Raw genomic sequence first — 16,466 nt, forward strand, 5'->3', positions numbered from 1 at the left:
CACGGCCGGCCCCGGACCACCCCGGCCGCCGCGGTCCGTACGCACCGCACCACGTCCGTAGGGTGCGTACGACATCCGTACGCACCGCACCACGGGGGACACACCCATGCCCGAGAACGCCGCCCGCACCCGCCTCGCCGACGCCCGCGTCTACCTCTGCACGGACGCCCGTAAGCGCCAGGGCGACCTCGGCGAGTTCCTGGACGCGGTCCTGGCCGGCGGCGTCGACATCGTGCAGCTGCGCGACAAGGGCATGGAGGCCGCCGAGGAGCTGGAGCACCTCCAGGTCTTCGCGGACGCCTGCGCCCGCCACGGCAAGCTCCTCGCGGTCAACGACCGCGCGGACGTCGCCCACGCCATCGGCGCCGACGTACTCCACCTGGGCCAGGGCGACCTCCCGGTCCCCGCCGCCCGCGCGATCCTCGGCGACGAGGTCCTGATCGGCCGCTCCACGCACGCCGAGTCCGAGGCCGCGGCCGCCGCCGTCCAGGACGGCGTGGACTACTTCTGCACCGGCCCCTGCTGGCCCACCCCCACCAAGCCCGGCCGCCACGCCCCGGGCCTCGACCTGGTCCGTTACGCGGCGTCCCTCGCCACCGACCGCCCCTGGTTCGCCATCGGCGGCATCGACCTCGGCAACCTCGACGAGGTACTGGAGGCGGGCGCCCGCCGCGTCGTCGTCGTTCGGGCGATCACCGAGGCGGCCGATCCGGGGGCGGCGGCGGGGGAATTCGCGAAGCGGCTGCGTCAGGCGTAAGCCGCGGCCGCGTCAGGCACAGCGGGCGTTTCGATGGTCCGATCAATGGTCGGACCGCTTGTCCCACAGGTGTCCGAGGGGTGGACAAGAACTCGACAAATCGGACAATTGTCGTCGGTTCGGTTGGGTGACCGCCGCCCCCTGACTAACCTGCGGGTATGGCCCTCGGATCTGCTTCCACCAGGACTGATCGCGCACGCACCGTGCGCGACATGCTCGCCACCGGCAAGGCGACGTACTCGTTCGAGTTCTCCGCGCCGAAAACCCCCAAGGGCGAGCGGAACCTGTGGAACGCGCTGCGCCGCGTCGAGGCCGTCGCCCCCGACTTCGTCTCCGTCACCTACGGTGCCGGTGGCTCCACCCGCGCGGGCACGGTCAAGGAGACCGAGCAGATCGTCGCCGACACGACGCTCACCCCGGTCGCCCACCTCACCGCGGTCAACCACTCCATCGCCGAACTGCGCAACATCATCGGTCAGTACGCCGACGCCGGTATCCGGAACATGCTCGCGGTCCGCGGCGATCCGCCCGGCGACCCGATGGGCGAGTGGGTCCCGCACCCCCAGGGCCTGACCTACGCCGCCGAACTCGTCCGTCTCATCAAGGAGTCCGGCGACTTCTGTGTCGGCGTCGCCGCCTTCCCCGAGATGCACCCCCGCTCCGCGGACTGGGACGTGGACGTCGCGCACTTCGTGGACAAGTGCCGGGCCGGCGCGGACTACGCGATCACCCAGATGTTCTTCCAGTCCGATTCGTATCTGCGCCTGCGTGACCGGGTGGTGGCCGCGGGATGTACGACGCCGGTCATCCCGGAAGTCATGCCGGTGACAAGTGTGAAGATGCTGGAACGACTTCCGAAGCTCAGCAACGCTTCATTCCCGGACGTCCTGAAAGAGCGGATCCTCACAGCCAAAGACGATCCGGCGGCTGTACGCTCCATTGGCATCGAGTTCGCAACGGAGTTCTGCGCGAGGCTGTTGGACGAGGGAGTCCCCGGTCTGCACTTCATTACGCTCAACAACTCCACGGCGACGCTGGAAATCTACGAGAATCTGGGCCTGCACCACCCGCAGCAGGCCTAGACCGGTCGCACCCACGTACGACACACTGCGTAGCGGCCACTGGGAGAGGGGCGTACATGGGCTGGACGGTCCTCTATATCGCGTTCGGTGTCGTCGCGCTGTGGCTGCTCGGCGAGGTGCTGCTGCAGTACAAGGCGCGGCTGCGCTGGCGGCTGCTCGCGTTCGTCGGCTTCCTCGGTGTCGTCTTCGGCGTGCTGATCCCTTCGGTGATCGTCATCGCGCTCGGCGCGGCGGCCTTCGCGGTCGGCCAGACCTACGTCACCCTGTCGTTCCGCCGCGGCTTCGCGGAGGGCTGGGCCGTGGGCAACCGTCAGGGTGCCGACAGCGGCGCCGGCAAGGGCTTCGGCAAGAGCAAGCGCCGCCGCGGTGAGGACGACCAGGAACTGGGGCCGGAGGACTCCGGCCTCGAAACGGCCGAGGGTTCCGAGGCCATGGCCGAAGCACCGGTCCGCAGCGCGGCGTACCTCCAGGACGACGACTACGCCCGCGATGACGACGTGTTCTCGCCCGCGCAGTCCGACCGGTTCACGCAGCCCGGCTCCGGCCACCAGGCGGCCGCCGAGAGCACCGCCGTGTACGAGCCCCAGCCCCTGCCCGACGACACCGGCTCGTACGGCGTCTACAGCGCCACCGCCTACGCGGCCGCCACCGACCAGTCCTACGCCGCCGCTGCCCAGTCCCAGGACCAGCAGGCGTACGCGTACGACGGCTACTCGACCGGCTACGACCAGCAGCAGTACGGCTACGACAACAGCCAGCAGCAGTACGCCGCCTACTCCGACCCGTACACCGGCACGCAGACCTACGGCGGAGCCTCGTACGACACGACCTACGGTGGCGGCGACCAGCAGTACACGCAGCAGCAGGCCTACGGCCAGGACCAGTACGCCACCAACGGCTACGCCGGGGAGACCCAGACCCCGGCCGGCGGTGTCTGGGTCCCGCAGCAGCGCAGCACCGACGACCCCTACGGTGGTGAACTCCCGCCGGAGCAGCCCTACCCGTACCAGGACAACGGCAACGGAAACGCCAACGGCGCCGGGTACGACGAGCGGTACCGGTACTGAAGGCTGACCTCCCCGGGCGGCCTTCGGCACACCGGTGCGCTCACTGAGAGCCCCGGAACTCCGGTCCCTCCACGATCAACCCGGACACCAGGGCGCCCGACATGCCCGCGTGCGGGAGGCCACCGCCCGGGTGGGCCCAGCCGCCGACCGCGAACAGCCCCTGCGTACGGGTGGTGTTCGGCGCGTGCAGCAGCCGCCCCTCCGCCGCGGCGAGCGCCGGTGCGGGGACGGCACCGCCCGCCGCGCCCGTCTCCCGCGCGATGTCGGCCGGGGTGCGGACCTCGTGCCACAGCAGACGGTCGCGCAGGTCCGGTATCGCGCGCTCGGCGACGCCGAGCACCCCCTCCACGTCCGCCTCGGACACCGGCAGGCCGGACGGCACGGTGACGCTCAGCGTGACCGCCTCGTGCCCCGCGTCCGGCGCGAGAGCGGGGTCGTCCGGCCGCGACACCGTCACGGTGGGCGAGGAGGGCAACCCCGGACGCTCACCGAAGAGCCGGTCCAACTCCTCGGCACGGTCCGCCGCGTGCACCACCGTCCGATGTGCCGCCCCCTCGGGACGCCCTCCACGCAGCGCCAGCAGCACGGTCAGCCGACTCGGCGCCCCGCGCTGCGGCGCGACCTCGTCACCGCCCCGTAGCGCCGTCCCGGGGGCCAGGGCGTCCAGCACTCCGGGCGCGACACCGGCGACCACGAAGTCCGCGTCCGCGACCTCGCCGTCGGCCAGCTCCACACCCGCCGCCCGGCCGTCCTTCTCGACGATCCGCTCGACCGGGGCGCCGAAGCGGAACTCCACCCTGCGGGCCACGCACCTTTCGTACACCGCGCGCGCCAACTCCCGTATGCCGCCGCGCACATACCAGGTGCCGAAGGCGTGCTCCATGTACGGCAGCACGGCCGCGCTCGCCGGGGTGGCGCGCGGATCGAGCCCGTAGGCGAGGGCGTGGCACTCCAGCAGGGCCGTGAGGCGCGGGTCGCGCAGCTCCCAGGCGCCGACCTCGGCGAGGGTCGTGGCGCGGCGGGTGCGCAGCAGCTTCTTGTGCGGCATCGAGGGGTAGGGCTCGCGCTCGGCGAGCACCGACCAGTTCGGCCACAGCGGCTCCTCCAGGAGCGGTCTGCGGGTGCGGTCCCAGGCCTCGCGCGCCCGCACCAGGAAGTCGCCCCACCGTGCGCCCGCGCCCGCCCCGAGCGCCTCGTCGAGGGCGGTGACGACGCCCGCGCGCGAGGCGTTGGGCAGAGCCACCTCCGTACCGTCGGCGAACACATGCCGCGAGGACGGGTCCACCTGGACCAGCTCGACGCACGCCTCCAGCGGCTCCTTGCCCGTCTTGACGAACAGATCGCGGTAGACCGCGGGCAGCGGGAGCAGCCCCGGGCCCGTGTCGAACACGAAGCCGTCGCGCTCGAAGCGGCGCACCGCCCCGCCGTACGTCTCCGCACGCTCGTACACCACCACCCGGTGGCCCGCGACGGCCAGCCGGGCGGCGGCCGCCATCGCGCCCATCCCGGCGCCGATCACCGCAATCCGTCCCATGGCGGCGACTTTATCGGCCGCCACCGACAACCCGGCCCGCGGTGCTCAGTCGGGAGGCCGTCCCACCCGCTCGGCCATGTGTTTCTCCTCCCGGCGCTGGGCCCTGCGGCGCAGGAACCGGCGGATCCGTGAGATCAGGAAGAAGAGCGCCAGCAGCCCCGCGAGCAGCAGCACGCCCGCGATGATCGCCGCGGCCTCGGGGTGGAACATCGCGAAGGTCAGGATCCCGGCGACCCCGAGATCCTCGGCGGTGCTCATGACCAAGTTGCTGAACGGCTCCGGCGAGGTGTTGATCGCCATCCGCGTCCCGGCCTTGACCGTGTGGCTCGCCAGCGCCGTAGAACCGCCGATCGCGCCCGCGGCCAGATCGGAGAGCGAGCCGCTCTGTCCGGCGAGCAGCGCCCCCACCCAGGCTCCCGCCACCGGCCGGATCACGGTGTGCACCGAGTCCCACACCGAGTCCACGTACGGGATCTTGTCGGCGACCGCCTCGCACAGGAAGAGAACGCCCGCTGTGATCAGGATCTCAGGGCGCTGCAGGGACTCCGGGACGTCGTCGCTCAGACCGGTCGCTCCGAAGACGCCGAGGAGCAGCACCACCGCGTACGCGTTGATGCCGCTGGCCCAGCCGCTGGTGAAGACCAGGGGGAGTACGGACACGGACGCGATCGTAACCAGTCGACGACAGTGCGTCCTGGGGATGAGTGCGTACGACTGAGTATCCGTACCTAGTGAGTGAGATGAGTACGCGCGCGGATGGGCCCGACCTGCGCGGACGAGAGAGTGGAGGCACGGAAGGGGGCGCGGCTCCGGCACCGCCGACACGGGGCGGCGGAACGGTCCTCGCGCCCTTGGCCGCTCCTTCCGCCGACGCCGTCGGCGGGAGTGAGGCACGGGGGAACCCGGGGGACGACCGAACGGGGCCCAACGGGGGAAACGACGGGGGGAGCACGGCGAAGCGCCGGTTCGAGGTAGCCCGCGGGGGACGCGGCCACCTCGGACCGGCGCTTCGCCGTGCTCCGTTTCCCTGCCGCCCCCGCGGAGCTCACCGGTTGCCGCTCACGCGCCCCTGGAGCAGCCGCGACAGCGCCGCGTGGACGTCGTCCAGGGAACGCTCGGGCTGGAAGGCCTGCCAGTCCAGGGCGGCCACCAGGACCATCCCGACCAGCGCGGCGGCCGTCAGCGGAATGTCGATCTCGTCGCTGAGCTCGCCGTTCGCCACCCCTTCGCGCAGCACGCCCTCGACGACCGCGACCGCCTCCTGCCGGACCACCATGAGCGTGGACTGCCAGGCACGGTTGGTGCGCCAGAGCTCGGCCACGTAGAGCTGGGTGAAGGCGGGGTAGCGGTTGATGAAGGCGAGCCCGGCCCTGATCATCGCGTCCAGCGCGTCGACCTTGGTGCCGCCGTCCCGCTCGGTGCGCTCCGCGGCCTCCCGCAGGGAGGCGGTGAGGAGTCCCACGCCGTGCCGCAGGAGCTCCTCGAAGAGGACGGACTTGCTCGCGAAGTTGTAGTAGACCGTGCCTTTCGCGACCCCGGCCCGCTCGGCGATCTCGTCGACGGTGGTGGCGGAGAATCCCTGTTCCGCGATGAGGGTGACCGCCGCCTCGTAGAGCTTCTGCCGGGTCGCCTCGCGACGACCGCCGCCTGCCGTGGTGCTGCTGCTTTCCATGGCCATGATTGTCACAGGCTCAGCTCGGGGTGCAGACGGTCGAGGGTCCACACCTGTTTGCGGTGTGCCGACAGGGCGGTGAGCGCGAGCGCGCCCGCGGTGAACGCCGCGAGGACGGCGCACGCCTGCCAGACCGGTCCGAGGCCGCCGCCCGTGATGAGCCTGCGGAGGGCCTCGACGACGTAACTCATCGGCAAGAAGGGGTGGATCGCGTTGAAGAAGCCCGGACTGGTCTGGACGGGGTAGGTGCCGCCCGCCGAGGTCAGCTGGAGCATCAGGAGGGCGAGCACGAGGATCCGGCCCGCCGCTCCGAAGCGTGCGTTCAGCCACTGCACGAGCGCCGCGAAGCACGCCGTCACCAGGCACAGGAATCCGACCGTCCCGGCCGCCCGCACCATCTCCAGGCCGATCGCCCAGTGCAGCACGGACATCAGGGCCACCGTCTGGAGCACGCCCAGAGCGGCCACCGGCAGCCAGCCCGCCAGCGCGACACGCCAGGCCGAGGCACCCACCGCGAGCGCGCGCCGGTTCAGCGGCTGGATCAGCATGTAGGCCACCATCGCGCCCACCCACAGGGACAGCGGGATGAAGTACGGGGCGAAGCCGGTGCCGTAGTTGGGCGCCTTGTGCAGGTCCTTGGAGGCGAGCTTCACCGGGTCGGCCATGACCTGGGTGCGCAGGTCGCGGTCCTGCCGGTCGTAGTCGGGGATCTGCCCGGCGCCGTCGTGCAGTCCGCCGGCGAGTTGTCCCGAGCCGCCGACGAGCTTGTACATGCCCTCGTCGAGGGTGCTCGCGCCCGTCTTCAGCTCGCCGACACCCGTGTCGAGGTCCGCCGCGCCGGTCCTGGCCGTGCCGAGCCCGGCGCGCAGCTTCCTGGCCCCCGTGGCGACCTTCTCGGCGCCCTCGTTCAGCTTGTCGACCTTGGAGACGGCGTCGGCGAGGTCTTCGGAGAGGTGCGGCGAGCGGTCGGCGAGGGCCTGGGCCTGCTTCTGGAGGGTGCCCAGGTTCTTGTCGAGCCGGTCGAGATCGCCGTTCTGATCGCCGATGAGCGTGTTCACGTCGTCGGCGACCTCGGCCACGTCCGCGGCCGCCTGCCGGGCCTTCTTCAGGTCGGGGCACGCGGCGTCGGGCACCGGCAGGGTCTCGCAGCGCGCCCTGTAGACGGCGTTCAGCGCGTCGGACGCCGTGTGGGCGCCCTTGGCGGCGGCCGGGGCCGTCGTCACCAGGGTGTCGAGGTTGTGGCGGATCCCCGCGGCGGAGTCGGCGACGAGGCGGGCCGTGTCGCCGATCGACTTCTCGTTGTCCTTCAGGAAGGGGCCCACCTTGTCGGCGACCCCGTTGACCTTGTCGGCCAGCGCCTGCGTGCCGTCGGCCACCTGCCGCGAGCCGTCGGCCAGGTCGCCCGCGCCCTTGTCGAGCTTCCTCAGGCCCCCGGAGAGCTCGCCACTGCCCTCCTTGGCGTCCTTGAGGCCGTCGGCGAGGTCCTCGGAGCCCTTCCGCGCCCGGCTGATCCCGCCGCTGAGCTGGTCGGCCCCCTTGGCGGCCTTCTCGGTCGCCCCGTGGATGTCCGAGAACGAGATGAAGATCTTGTCGAGGAACGACCGCGAGGCCTTCGTGGACGCCGCCGTGCGCACCTCGCCGAACACCGTCCGCGAGATCTGCCCGACGATGTAGTTGTTCGCGTCGTTCGTGCGCACCTGGAGGGCGCCCGTCTGCGGTGCCTCTCCGGAGCTGGAGGCGATCCTCCTGCTGAAGTCGGACGGCATGGTCAGCGACAGGTAGTACGTGCCGTCCTCGACGCCCCGGCGGGCCTCGGCAGCGCTCACCTCGTGCCACTCGAAGGTGTCGCTGTCGCGCAGTCCCTTGGTGATGTCCTCGCCCGCCGAGAGCTTCTTGCCCGCGACACTCGCTCCCTTGTCGTCGTTCACGAGCGCCACGGGGATACGGTCCAGTCGGCCGTACGGGTCCCAGAACGACCACAGGTAGAGGGCGCCGTACAACAGCGGCAGCAACAGGAGCGCGGCCAGCGCGGCGCGCGGGAGCTTGCCCCGGCCGAAGCGCCTGAGTTCAAGAGCGGCCAGTCTCGGCGAGCGCATCGGCCGTCTCCTTGTCGTCGGTCTCGCTGGTGTGGTCGGCCTGGCCGGTGGACACGAGGACGGCCCCCTCGGGGGCCTCGCTGCACACCGCCACGACCGTGGTGCCCGACTGGGCGATCGACTTCAACAGGGCCCAGACCTCGGCCCGTTCGACGGCCGACAGCTTGAGGTCGGTGTCGTCGACGCCGAGCAGTCCCGGGCGGCCGACGAGAGCCAGTGCGACGGACAGCCGCAGGGCTTCGAGGCGTTCCAGGTCACGTACGGCGGTCCGGGAGCCCTTGGGCAGGGACTCCCGGTCCAGGCCGGCGGCGGCCAGCGCGGAGTCGATCCGCGGCTTCCCCTCGGCCGCCCGCTCGCTGCGCGGACGCGCCAGTCCGCGCAGCGAGTTCTTCAGGGAACCCCCGAACCGCCGCTGCAGCAGCGCCCGTTCGAGCAGGTGCTCCCCGACGGTCAGGGCGGGGTCCAGGTCGGTGACACCCGGGACATGGGCGAGCGCACCGGCGCGACGCACCGCGGCCATCTGCCGCGGCAGCGTCGCCCTGCCCACGGTGGCCGTCCCCTCGGTGGAGCGCATCCGGCCCGAGAGCGCGAGCAGCAGACACGTACGGCCCGAGCCGGACGGCCCCTCGATCGCGATCAGCGAGCCGGGTTCGGCATCGACACCGATCCCTCGGAACGCCCAGCCGCGAGGGCCCTGGAGTCCGAAGTCCCTTGCCGTGACACCGAATCCGCGCGGACCGTCCACAGCGTCCCCATCCCCTGAACATTTTTTGAACTGACTGGTCAGTGCAAAAACTAACCCGAACCTTCGATCGAAGCAAAGGCGCAGGTCAGAACGGATTGTCAGTGGCATACCTCACTATGGGCACATACGGCCACAGTGCCGTCACACAGACGACAGGAGGTTCGTCATGGCCACCTCTTCCGCAGCAGCCGCACACCGGCGCCGCGCCACCGGCCCTGCCCCCTCACTGACCGGCCCGGCGAGCGATGTGCACCCCGTGCTCCGCCGGGCCACGGCCCCGCCCGCCGCCCTCGACCTGCTCGCCCAGGCCCGCGCCGGCCTCGACGAGGCGATCGCCCTGGAAACGCCCAATGAGCGCTACGCGACAGCGCACTTGGCGGCCCTGCGCACCGCCGCCGCCGTCCTCGCCGCACGAGGCCGCCCGGAGCCCACACCGCGACGCCGCGCCCGCATCCGCAGCGCCTGGGAGGTGCTCCCCGAGATCGCACCCGAACTCACCGAGTGGAGCGCCCTGTTCGCCTCCGGGGCCGACCGGCGCGCCCGCGCCGAGGCGGGTATCCGGGGCGCGGCCGGCACCCGTGACGCCGACGACCTGATACGCGACGTGGCGATGTTCCTGCGCCTCGTCGAGCGGATGCTGGTGCTGCAACCCGTACTGCCCCAGCCCCGGCGGAACGGGAAGGAAGGGGACGAAGACAGGGAGGACATGGAGGACATGGAGGTCCGGGAAGTCCCGGACGCGGGCTGACCCCGTGATCCGCCGCGCGAGGTGAGGCCTGGTCCGAGGCCTGGTCCGAGGCCTGATCCGACGCATGATCCGCTGCGTGAGACGGAGGGTCGGGTATGACGGCGGAGGCAATAGGGTGGAGGCGCCTGAAGCCTCCTGCCGGGAGGCCCCCCGATCGCTCCGCCGCGCAAGAGGCGGTGCCGCTCCGAGGAGTCAACTGCCGTGCCGGACTCGATGCGCCCCCGCGCCTCTCTCCGTACCGCCGTGGTCTGGGAGGTCCTCAAGGACGCCCTCGACCGCCGGGTCAAGGCCACGGGGCGGGAGTCCCTGGACGTCCTCGACACTGGAGGCGGCAGCGGCAACTTCGCGGTGCCCGTGGCCCGCCTCGGTCACCGCGTCACCGTCGTCGACCCCAGCCCGAACGCGCTGTTCGCGCTGGAACGCCGGGCCGCCGAGGCCGGAGTCGCCGACCGGGTCAAGGGCGTCCAGGGCGACGCCCACGGCCTCTTCGACGTCGTCCAGCGCGGTGGCTACGACGTCGTGCTGTGCCACGGGGTCCTGGAGTACGTGGACGACCCCGCCGACGGCGTGCGCAACGTGGTGGACGCGCTGCGCCCCGAGGGCGTCCTCAGCCTTCTCGCGGCGGGCCTTGGCGGGGCCGTGCTCGCCCGCGCCCTCGCCGGGCACTTCAAGGAGGCCAGGCAGGCGCTCGACGACCCGGACGGACGCTGGGGCGAGGGTGATCCCGTACCCCACCGCTTCACCGCCGACCAGCTCACCGCGCTCGTCGAGGGCGCGGGTCTGCGCGTCGGCGCCGTGCACGGCGTACGGGTCTTCGCGGACCTGGTCCCCGGCGTCCTCGTGGACACCGAGCCGGGTGCCGTGGAAGCCCTCCTGAAACTCGAGGCGGCGGCCGCCGAACTGCCCGCGTTCCACTCCGTGGCCACGCAGCTTCATGTGCTGGGTGAGACGCGGGGGGCCGACGAGGGGTGAGCCGCCTCTCCTGTTGCGCCCCTGATCAGGGGCGGGGCGGCAGATGGAGTACGCCACACGCCACCCGATCGGACGCTCGGCGCCGTATGATCGAGGGAGACCGTCCGGCATGACGGGCCGGTCGCTGGGGAATGCACGCCTCAGTGAATCGGGGTGCCATGGCGGGTTCCGGTTGGCGAATTGGCGCAGAGGGGCGGGTTTCACGGGGGCGATTCCCTGCCTATCCTGAAGGGGACCCCCGGTCGCCCCGGCGACTGCACGATGAGGAGGACGCCGTGCCGCTCTCGGAGCACGAGCAGCGAATGCTCGAGCAGATGGAGCGAGCGCTGTACGCCGAAGATCCCAAGTTCGCGACAGCGCTTGAGGGAAGCGGGCTGCGTACGTACACCCGGCGACGGGTCTACCAGGCGGTCGCGGGCTTCCTGGTGGGTATCGCGCTCCTCATGGCCGGAATGGTCTCGAAGCAGATCTGGGTAAGCGTGGTGGGTTTTCTCGTCATGCTGGGCTGTGCGGTGCTCGCCGTGACCGGTTGGCGCAAGGCTCCCAAGCCGGGTGAGCAACCGGCCGCGCCCGGCACAGCCGCCGCGCGCCGCCAGGGCCGACAGCGCCGCTCCATGATGGACCGCATCGAACAACGCTGGCAGCGACGCCGGGACGAGCAGGGTCAGTAGCCCTGCGGGCGCCCGCAGTCGAAGACAACGCGTGAGGGGGTGTCCCACCCGGGCCGGGTGGGACACCCCCTCAGCCGTACCCCGAGGCATCTCCCTCGCCTGTGGGACGCCGGGCCGGCACCGCCGGTGCGGTAACCACCGGAGCCGGCCCCGGTGCGCGCACCAACCACATGTGGCCCGTTTCCCCGGCCGGGGAAACGGGCCACACGGTTCAACGCGACGTCAGCTGTTCTGTCCCGAAGGACGTCGCAGCAGGGTCTCCCTGCGCGCCGCCAGCCGGGCCGACAGAGCCGCCCAGTAGGCCGACGTCGCCCAGACCACCCGGACGGCTGAGCGGGGCGCCAGCAGCGCGCGCAGGCGGGCCGTACGGCTCGCCCTGGCGTGCAGGGCGTCCGCGACGCGACGCGCGTCTTCCGCGAGCCCCGTCGTCAGCCGTGGGTGCGGGGCGTACAGCACCTGCTCCACCGCAGCGGCCATCCGGTGCACCGCCTCCGCCGCCTCCGACGCCTCCGCGTCGAGGTGCCCGAGTCGCACGATCCGCGCCGCGGCCTTCCGTGGCGTCTGGGACTCGTCCGGCACGATTCCGTAGTCCCACGCCGTGTCGGTCACCTCCAGCCACGTCGCGAGCGTGTACGCGGGCGCGTCCGCCTCACTGCGGCCGTGCGCGCCCAACCGCACGGACCGCTGCCGGATCCGCCACAGCATCGGCAGCAGCGGCACGACCAGCAGCAGGAGCCCGGCCAGTGTGTACCCGAGGATCGGCAACCACGGAGTGCCGTCGTCCTTGGAGCCCACCGTGGCCAGCGCCGACTGGCTCGTGCACGCCTCCAGCTTCTTCTGCTCGGCCAGGCAGTTGCCGCTGGCCGAGGGGGCGGTGGACGGCGCGGCGGAGGTCGACGTCGACGGCTTCGGCACGGTGGGCGAGTCCGACCCGGGCGTCTGCGTCTGCGTGTACTCCGGCACCGAGCCCCGGTTGGGGGTCGGCTCGAAGCGGGTCCAGCCCACCCCTTCGAAGTACAGCTCGGGCCAGGCGTGCGCGTCCCGCAGCCCCACCGACATCGAACCGTCGGCCTGCGGAGAGCCGGGCGTGAAGCCCACCGCGACCCGGGCCGGTATCCCCAGCGTGCGGGCCATCGAGGCCATCGCGAAGGAGAAGTGGACGCAGAAACCCTGCTTGTCCTTCAGGAACCGCGCGATCGCGGCCGAGCCGCTGCCCACCTGCACCTGGGTGTTGTAGGTGAATCCGCCGTTCACCGCGAAGTAGTCCTGGAGTTTGACCGCCTGCTCGTAGTGGTTCGTCGAGCCCGCGGTGACCTTGCGCGCCGTGTCGGCCACCACCGCGGGCAGCGACGACGGCACCTTGGTGAACTCGCGCTTCAGGGCCTTCGACGGCTCCGGAGCGTTCGCCAGTTGCTCCGCGGTCGGCTGCACGATCAGGCTCGTCACCTCGTACTGCACGCCGCGCGTGTTCTGGCCGTGGTCACCGACGAGCGTGCGCCCGACCGGCTCGTACCGCCAACTGCCGTTGATGTTCACCTTGCTGGCCGGGTACGGCATCGGGAGCCAGTCCTGCGCGTACCAGTCGGCCGCCGCGACGCGGGTCTGGATCTCGCTGCGCTGGACATCGGCCCCGAGGCCGATCGGTGTCGGGAAGGTGTCCGGCACGTCCTCGATATGGCGCTGGGCCGGCTTCCACGCCGTGCCGTCGAAGTCGTCCAGCGACACGATCCGCAGATACATGTCCTGGGTGTCGTCGGTGTTGGTGCGGTAGGACAGGACCTGGCGGTCCTCGTCCACGTTCAGGCTGTCGCGGAGCGAGACCAGCGGGTTCACCGCGGAGATCGTGCCGCCCCCGGAACCCGAGCCGACGCCTGTCCCCGTGCCGCCCAGCAGACCGCCGTCGAGCGCGGGCAGGGCGAGGGGCACCGCCAGGGCGATGCCCAGCGCGACCGCGCTGATGCGCCGCCCCGTACGGACGGGTGCGACCGTGCCGGAAGAGGCGTCCAGCCCCTGTGAGCGGGGTGCGCCGCCGAAGACCCGACCCCACTGCGAGAGCCGGTCGCGGCCCTCCGCCAGGAGCAGCATCAGATAGCCGGCGGCCGCGAGCAGGAACCACAGCCAGGCCCAGCCGCCGCCCGACAGTCCCGCGGCCACCGAGTACAGCGCGAGCAGCGGGAGCCCGGCGGGGGCCGCGCTGCGGAACGTCACCGCGAGCGTGTCCACCGCGAGCCCGATCACCAGGACGCCGCCGATCAGCATCAGGCGGATGCCGTCGGACAGCGGCGCCGGGATCGCGTACCGCCCCACGTCGTCCGTGCCCGCCTGCAGCAGATCGCCGAAGTGCCGGAACGCGTCCGGTCCCGGGACGAAGCCGGCGAGGGCCTGTTGCTGGGCGAAGACCAGTGTGAGCAGCATCAGTGTCATCAGCGCCTGCGCCGCCACCGTCAGTGGCCGGGCCAGCGGAACCCGCCGGGTCAGCGCGCCCACACCGGACTGCAGCGACAGCAGGAACGCCGCCTGGAGGAACCATGTGGCCGGCTTGACCAGCGGCAGCAGCGCGCACGCCGCCATCAGTGTGGCCGCCGCCGAGTACAGCGTCAGCCGAGCCCGCCCGCTCATGAGCGCCCACCCCCTGCCGTACTGCCCGTCGACGCGGCACCCGTGCGCTGCCGGTCCGCCTGCCGCCACAGATCGGCGAGCTCCGCCCCCCGTGGCACCGTCACGGCTGTCCAGCCCGCCTCACGCAGCATGCGCAGTCGATCCTCGCTCCTGTCCAACGGGCCGGGGACGTCGGTCGGTTCCCGCACCCATGTCTCGCTGTCCAGCAGGAAGGCGACGGCCCCGCCGCTGCGCTGGCGCATCTTGGCGAGCACCGTCGCCTGCTCCTCGTCGAGGTCGCCGAGAAAAGCGATCAGCAGCCCTTCGTTGCCGCCGCGCAGGACGTCGTACGCCCGGGACAGCCCGGCGCCGTCCGAGTGGTCGATGACCGCGAGGGTGTCCATCATCAGTCCGGCCGCGTCCGCCGACTCCTGGCTCGCGCCCGCGAACCCGTCGGCGCCCTCGCCGGGCACCGAGTTGCCGTCGTCCGTCAACAGCCGCACCGAGAAGCCCCGCTCGAGCATGTGCACCAGCGTCGACGCCGTGCCCGACACCGCCCACTCGAAGGCGGAGTCCGGGCCCGCGCCTTCGTAGGCGATGCCCCGGGTGTCGAGCAGCACCGTGCAGCGGGAGCGCTGCGGCTGTTCCTCGCGACGGACCATCAGCTCGCCGTAGCGCGCGGTCAGGCGCCAGTGCACCCGGCGCAGGTCGTCGCCGTAGCGGTAGCCGCGCGGGATGATGTCGTCCTCGCCGGCCAGCGCCAGCGAGCGCTGCCGCCCGTCGCCGTACCCCTTCGCCTCACCGCTCAGCCGTACCGGCGGCAGCGGTTCCACGCGCGGGATGACCGTCAGGGTGTCGTACGTCGAGAACGAGCGGGTCAGTTCGCACATCCCGAACGGGTCCGTCAGGCGCAGTTGCAGCGGACCCAGCGGATACCTGCCGCGCAGGTCGGAGCGCACGCGGTAGGACACCTCGCGCCGGCCACCCGCCTCCACCCGGTCCAGGACGAACCGGGGCCGGGGGCCGAGGACGTACGGCACCCGGTCCTGGAGCATCAGCAGGCCGGTGGGCAGCCGCGAGACGTTGTCCATCCGCAGATGGACGCGGGCCTCGGAACCGGCGGGTACCCGTCCGGGGGAGAGCCTGCGGGTGCCCGCCACCCGGTAGCGCGTGCGGTACAGCACGGTCGTGCAGACCAGTGGCAGGACCGCGAGGAGCAGGCCGACCCGCAGGAGATCGCTCTGCCCCAGGACGTACGCGCAGATCGCGGCCGCGATGCCGGCGGCCAGGAACGAGCGTCCGCGGGTGGTGAGTCCGGCGAGCGCGGTGCGCAGCCCGCCCTTGTCCTCCTCGGCGTCGCCCGTCCCCCCGGACGCCATCACAGCCTCCGGGGCGGTTGCTGGCCGTACGCGGGCGCGCCGCGGCCCATCGTGAAGCCCGACCCCGACTGCTGCTGGGGCGCCGCGGGAACGGGGGTGTGCTGCAGGATCTCCTGGACGACCTGCTCGGCCGTACGACGGTTCAACTGCGCCTGGGCGGTGGGGAGCAGACGGTGGGCCAGGACCGCCACGGCGAGCGCCTGGACGTCGTCCGGCAGCGCGTACTCCCGGCCGCTGAGCGCCGCGGAGGCCTTCGCCGCGCGCAGCAGATGCAGCGTGGCACGCGGCGAGGCGCCGAGTCTGAGGTCGGGGTGGGTGCGCGTGGCGGCGACCAGATCCACCGCGTACCGCCGGACCGCCTCCGCGACGTGGACCGTGCGGACCGCGTCGATCAGCTTCACGATCTCGTGCGCGTGCGCCACCGGCTGGAGGTCGTCCAGCGGGGACATCCCGCCGTGCACGTCCAGCATCTGCAGCTCGGCCTCCGCGCTGGGGTAGCCGATGGAGACGCGGGCCATGAAGCGGTCGCGCTGGGCCTCCGGCAGCGGGTAGGTGCCCTCCATCTCGACCGGGTTCTGTGTGGCCACCACCATGAAGGGACTGGGCAGTTCGTAGGTCTGCCCGTCGATGGTGACCTGGCGCTCCTCCATCGACTCCAGGAGCGCGGACTGCGTCTTGGGAGAGGCGCGGTTGATCTCGTCGCCGATCACGATCTGCGCGAAGATCGCACCCGGCTTGAACTCGAAGTCCCGGCGCTGCTGGTCCCAGATGGACACACCCGTGATGTCCGAGGGCAGCAGGTCGGGCGTGAACTGGATACGCCGCACCGAGCAGTCGATGGACCGCGCCAGTGCCTTGGCGAGCATGGTCTTGCCGACGCCTGGGACATCCTCGATCAGAAGATGTCCCTCGGCGAGCAGCACGGTCAGCGAAAGCCGTACGACCTCAGGCTTGCCTTCGATCACTCCTTCCACCGAACTGCGGACACGCTCCACAGTGGCGGTCAGATCTGTAAGGCTCGCTCGATCGTCATAGGTCGTCACCCGGCCCTCCTCGGCCCGTTCTCGGGCCGACGCCCTGTGCGGACCGGCCCACCCCGAAACACGGACACCACGCGAGAGTGGTTCCGCGTGACGCCACAACCG

14 protein-coding genes are annotated in these 16,466 nt (G+C 71.8%); 6 read left to right on the forward strand and 8 right to left on the reverse strand.

What is annotated here, in order from left to right:
• The first annotated feature begins 106 nt into the window (after positions 1–106).
• The 3 genes from thiE to OG568_RS35795 all read left to right on the forward strand — a co-directional run bounded on the left by thiE (position 107) and on the right by OG568_RS35795 (position 2,906).
• Entirely contained in the window at positions 107–757 is a 651-nt protein-coding gene (thiE, locus tag OG568_RS35785) for a thiamine phosphate synthase (RefSeq protein WP_329534538.1), read from the forward strand.
• Between the two features lie 158 nt (positions 758–915).
• Positions 916–1,839 carry a methylenetetrahydrofolate reductase [NAD(P)H] gene (gene metF, locus OG568_RS35790; protein ID WP_266414821.1) on the forward strand — a complete coding sequence of 308 codons (924 nt, stop codon included), beginning with the start codon at positions 916–918 and terminating at the stop codon, positions 1,837–1,839.
• A 56-nt stretch (positions 1,840–1,895) separates the two neighbouring features.
• On the forward strand, positions 1,896–2,906 hold the full coding sequence (locus tag OG568_RS35795) for an SCO2102 family sporulation regulator (protein WP_329534539.1): 1,011 nt from the start codon (positions 1,896–1,898) through the stop codon (positions 2,904–2,906).
• Positions 2,907–2,946: 40 nt separating this feature from the next.
• On the opposite strand, the gene OG568_RS35800 is transcribed toward OG568_RS35795, so the two are convergent.
• The 5 genes from OG568_RS35800 to OG568_RS35820 all read right to left on the reverse strand — a co-directional run bounded on the left by OG568_RS35800 (position 2,947) and on the right by OG568_RS35820 (position 8,953).
• A complete protein-coding gene (locus OG568_RS35800; protein WP_329534540.1) occupies positions 2,947–4,440 on the reverse strand; it encodes a phytoene desaturase family protein in 1,494 nt (497 codons plus the stop codon).
• Positions 4,441–4,485: 45 nt separating this feature from the next.
• Positions 4,486–5,100 carry a DUF4126 domain-containing protein gene (locus tag OG568_RS35805; RefSeq protein ID WP_329534541.1) on the reverse strand — a complete coding sequence of 205 codons (615 nt, stop codon included), beginning with the start codon at positions 5,098–5,100 and terminating at the stop codon, positions 4,486–4,488.
• 385 nt (positions 5,101–5,485) lie between these two features.
• Complete coding sequence (locus OG568_RS35810; RefSeq protein ID WP_054231506.1) at positions 5,486–6,112, reverse strand: TetR/AcrR family transcriptional regulator; 627 nt, start codon at positions 6,110–6,112, stop codon at positions 5,486–5,488.
• A gap of 11 nt (positions 6,113–6,123) precedes the next feature.
• Complete coding sequence (locus OG568_RS35815; protein ID WP_329534542.1) at positions 6,124–8,208, reverse strand: YhgE/Pip domain-containing protein; 2,085 nt, start codon at positions 8,206–8,208, stop codon at positions 6,124–6,126.
• A complete protein-coding gene (locus OG568_RS35820; RefSeq protein WP_329534543.1) occupies positions 8,180–8,953 on the reverse strand; it encodes an ATP-binding cassette domain-containing protein in 774 nt (257 codons plus the stop codon). Before OG568_RS35820 ends, OG568_RS35815 begins: the two co-directional genes overlap by 29 nt.
• A 166-nt stretch (positions 8,954–9,119) precedes the next feature.
• Here OG568_RS35820 and OG568_RS35825 point away from each other — a divergent pair, with 166 nt between their 5' ends.
• The 3 genes from OG568_RS35825 to OG568_RS35835 all read left to right on the forward strand — a co-directional run bounded on the left by OG568_RS35825 (position 9,120) and on the right by OG568_RS35835 (position 11,344).
• Positions 9,120–9,701 (forward strand): SAV_6107 family HEPN domain-containing protein, encoded by a 582-nt coding sequence (locus OG568_RS35825; RefSeq protein ID WP_329534544.1) that lies wholly within the window; start codon positions 9,120–9,122, stop codon positions 9,699–9,701.
• A 201-nt stretch (positions 9,702–9,902) separates the two neighbouring features.
• On the forward strand, positions 9,903–10,673 hold the full coding sequence (locus OG568_RS35830; protein WP_266414836.1) for a methyltransferase: 771 nt from the start codon (positions 9,903–9,905) through the stop codon (positions 10,671–10,673).
• 275 nt (positions 10,674–10,948) lie between these two features.
• Positions 10,949–11,344 (forward strand): DUF3040 domain-containing protein, encoded by a 396-nt coding sequence (locus OG568_RS35835; RefSeq protein ID WP_266414838.1) that lies wholly within the window; start codon positions 10,949–10,951, stop codon positions 11,342–11,344.
• Between the two features lie 222 nt (positions 11,345–11,566).
• Here OG568_RS35835 and OG568_RS35840 read toward each other — a convergent pair whose 3' ends face one another.
• The 3 genes from OG568_RS35840 to OG568_RS35850 are packed head-to-tail and all read right to left on the reverse strand — an operon-like array spanning position 11,567 to position 16,364.
• Positions 11,567–13,963, reverse strand: a complete 2,397-nt coding sequence (locus tag OG568_RS35840) for a transglutaminase TgpA family protein (protein ID WP_329534545.1) — start codon at positions 13,961–13,963, stop codon at positions 11,567–11,569.
• Positions 13,960–15,321, reverse strand: a complete 1,362-nt coding sequence (locus OG568_RS35845) for a DUF58 domain-containing protein (protein WP_266624100.1) — start codon at positions 15,319–15,321, stop codon at positions 13,960–13,962. Before OG568_RS35845 ends, OG568_RS35840 begins: the two co-directional genes overlap by 4 nt.
• Positions 15,321–16,364: an AAA family ATPase gene (locus OG568_RS35850; protein ID WP_329534546.1), complete on the reverse strand. Its 1,044-nt coding sequence runs from the start codon at positions 16,362–16,364 to the stop codon at positions 15,321–15,323. The genes OG568_RS35845 and OG568_RS35850 overlap by 1 nt, the downstream gene beginning before the upstream one ends.
• Between the last annotated feature and the right edge of the window lie 102 nt (positions 16,365–16,466).

Source organism: Streptomyces sp. NBC_01450 (genome assembly GCF_036227505.1).
GTDB lineage: Bacteria > Actinomycetota > Actinomycetes > Streptomycetales > Streptomycetaceae > Streptomyces.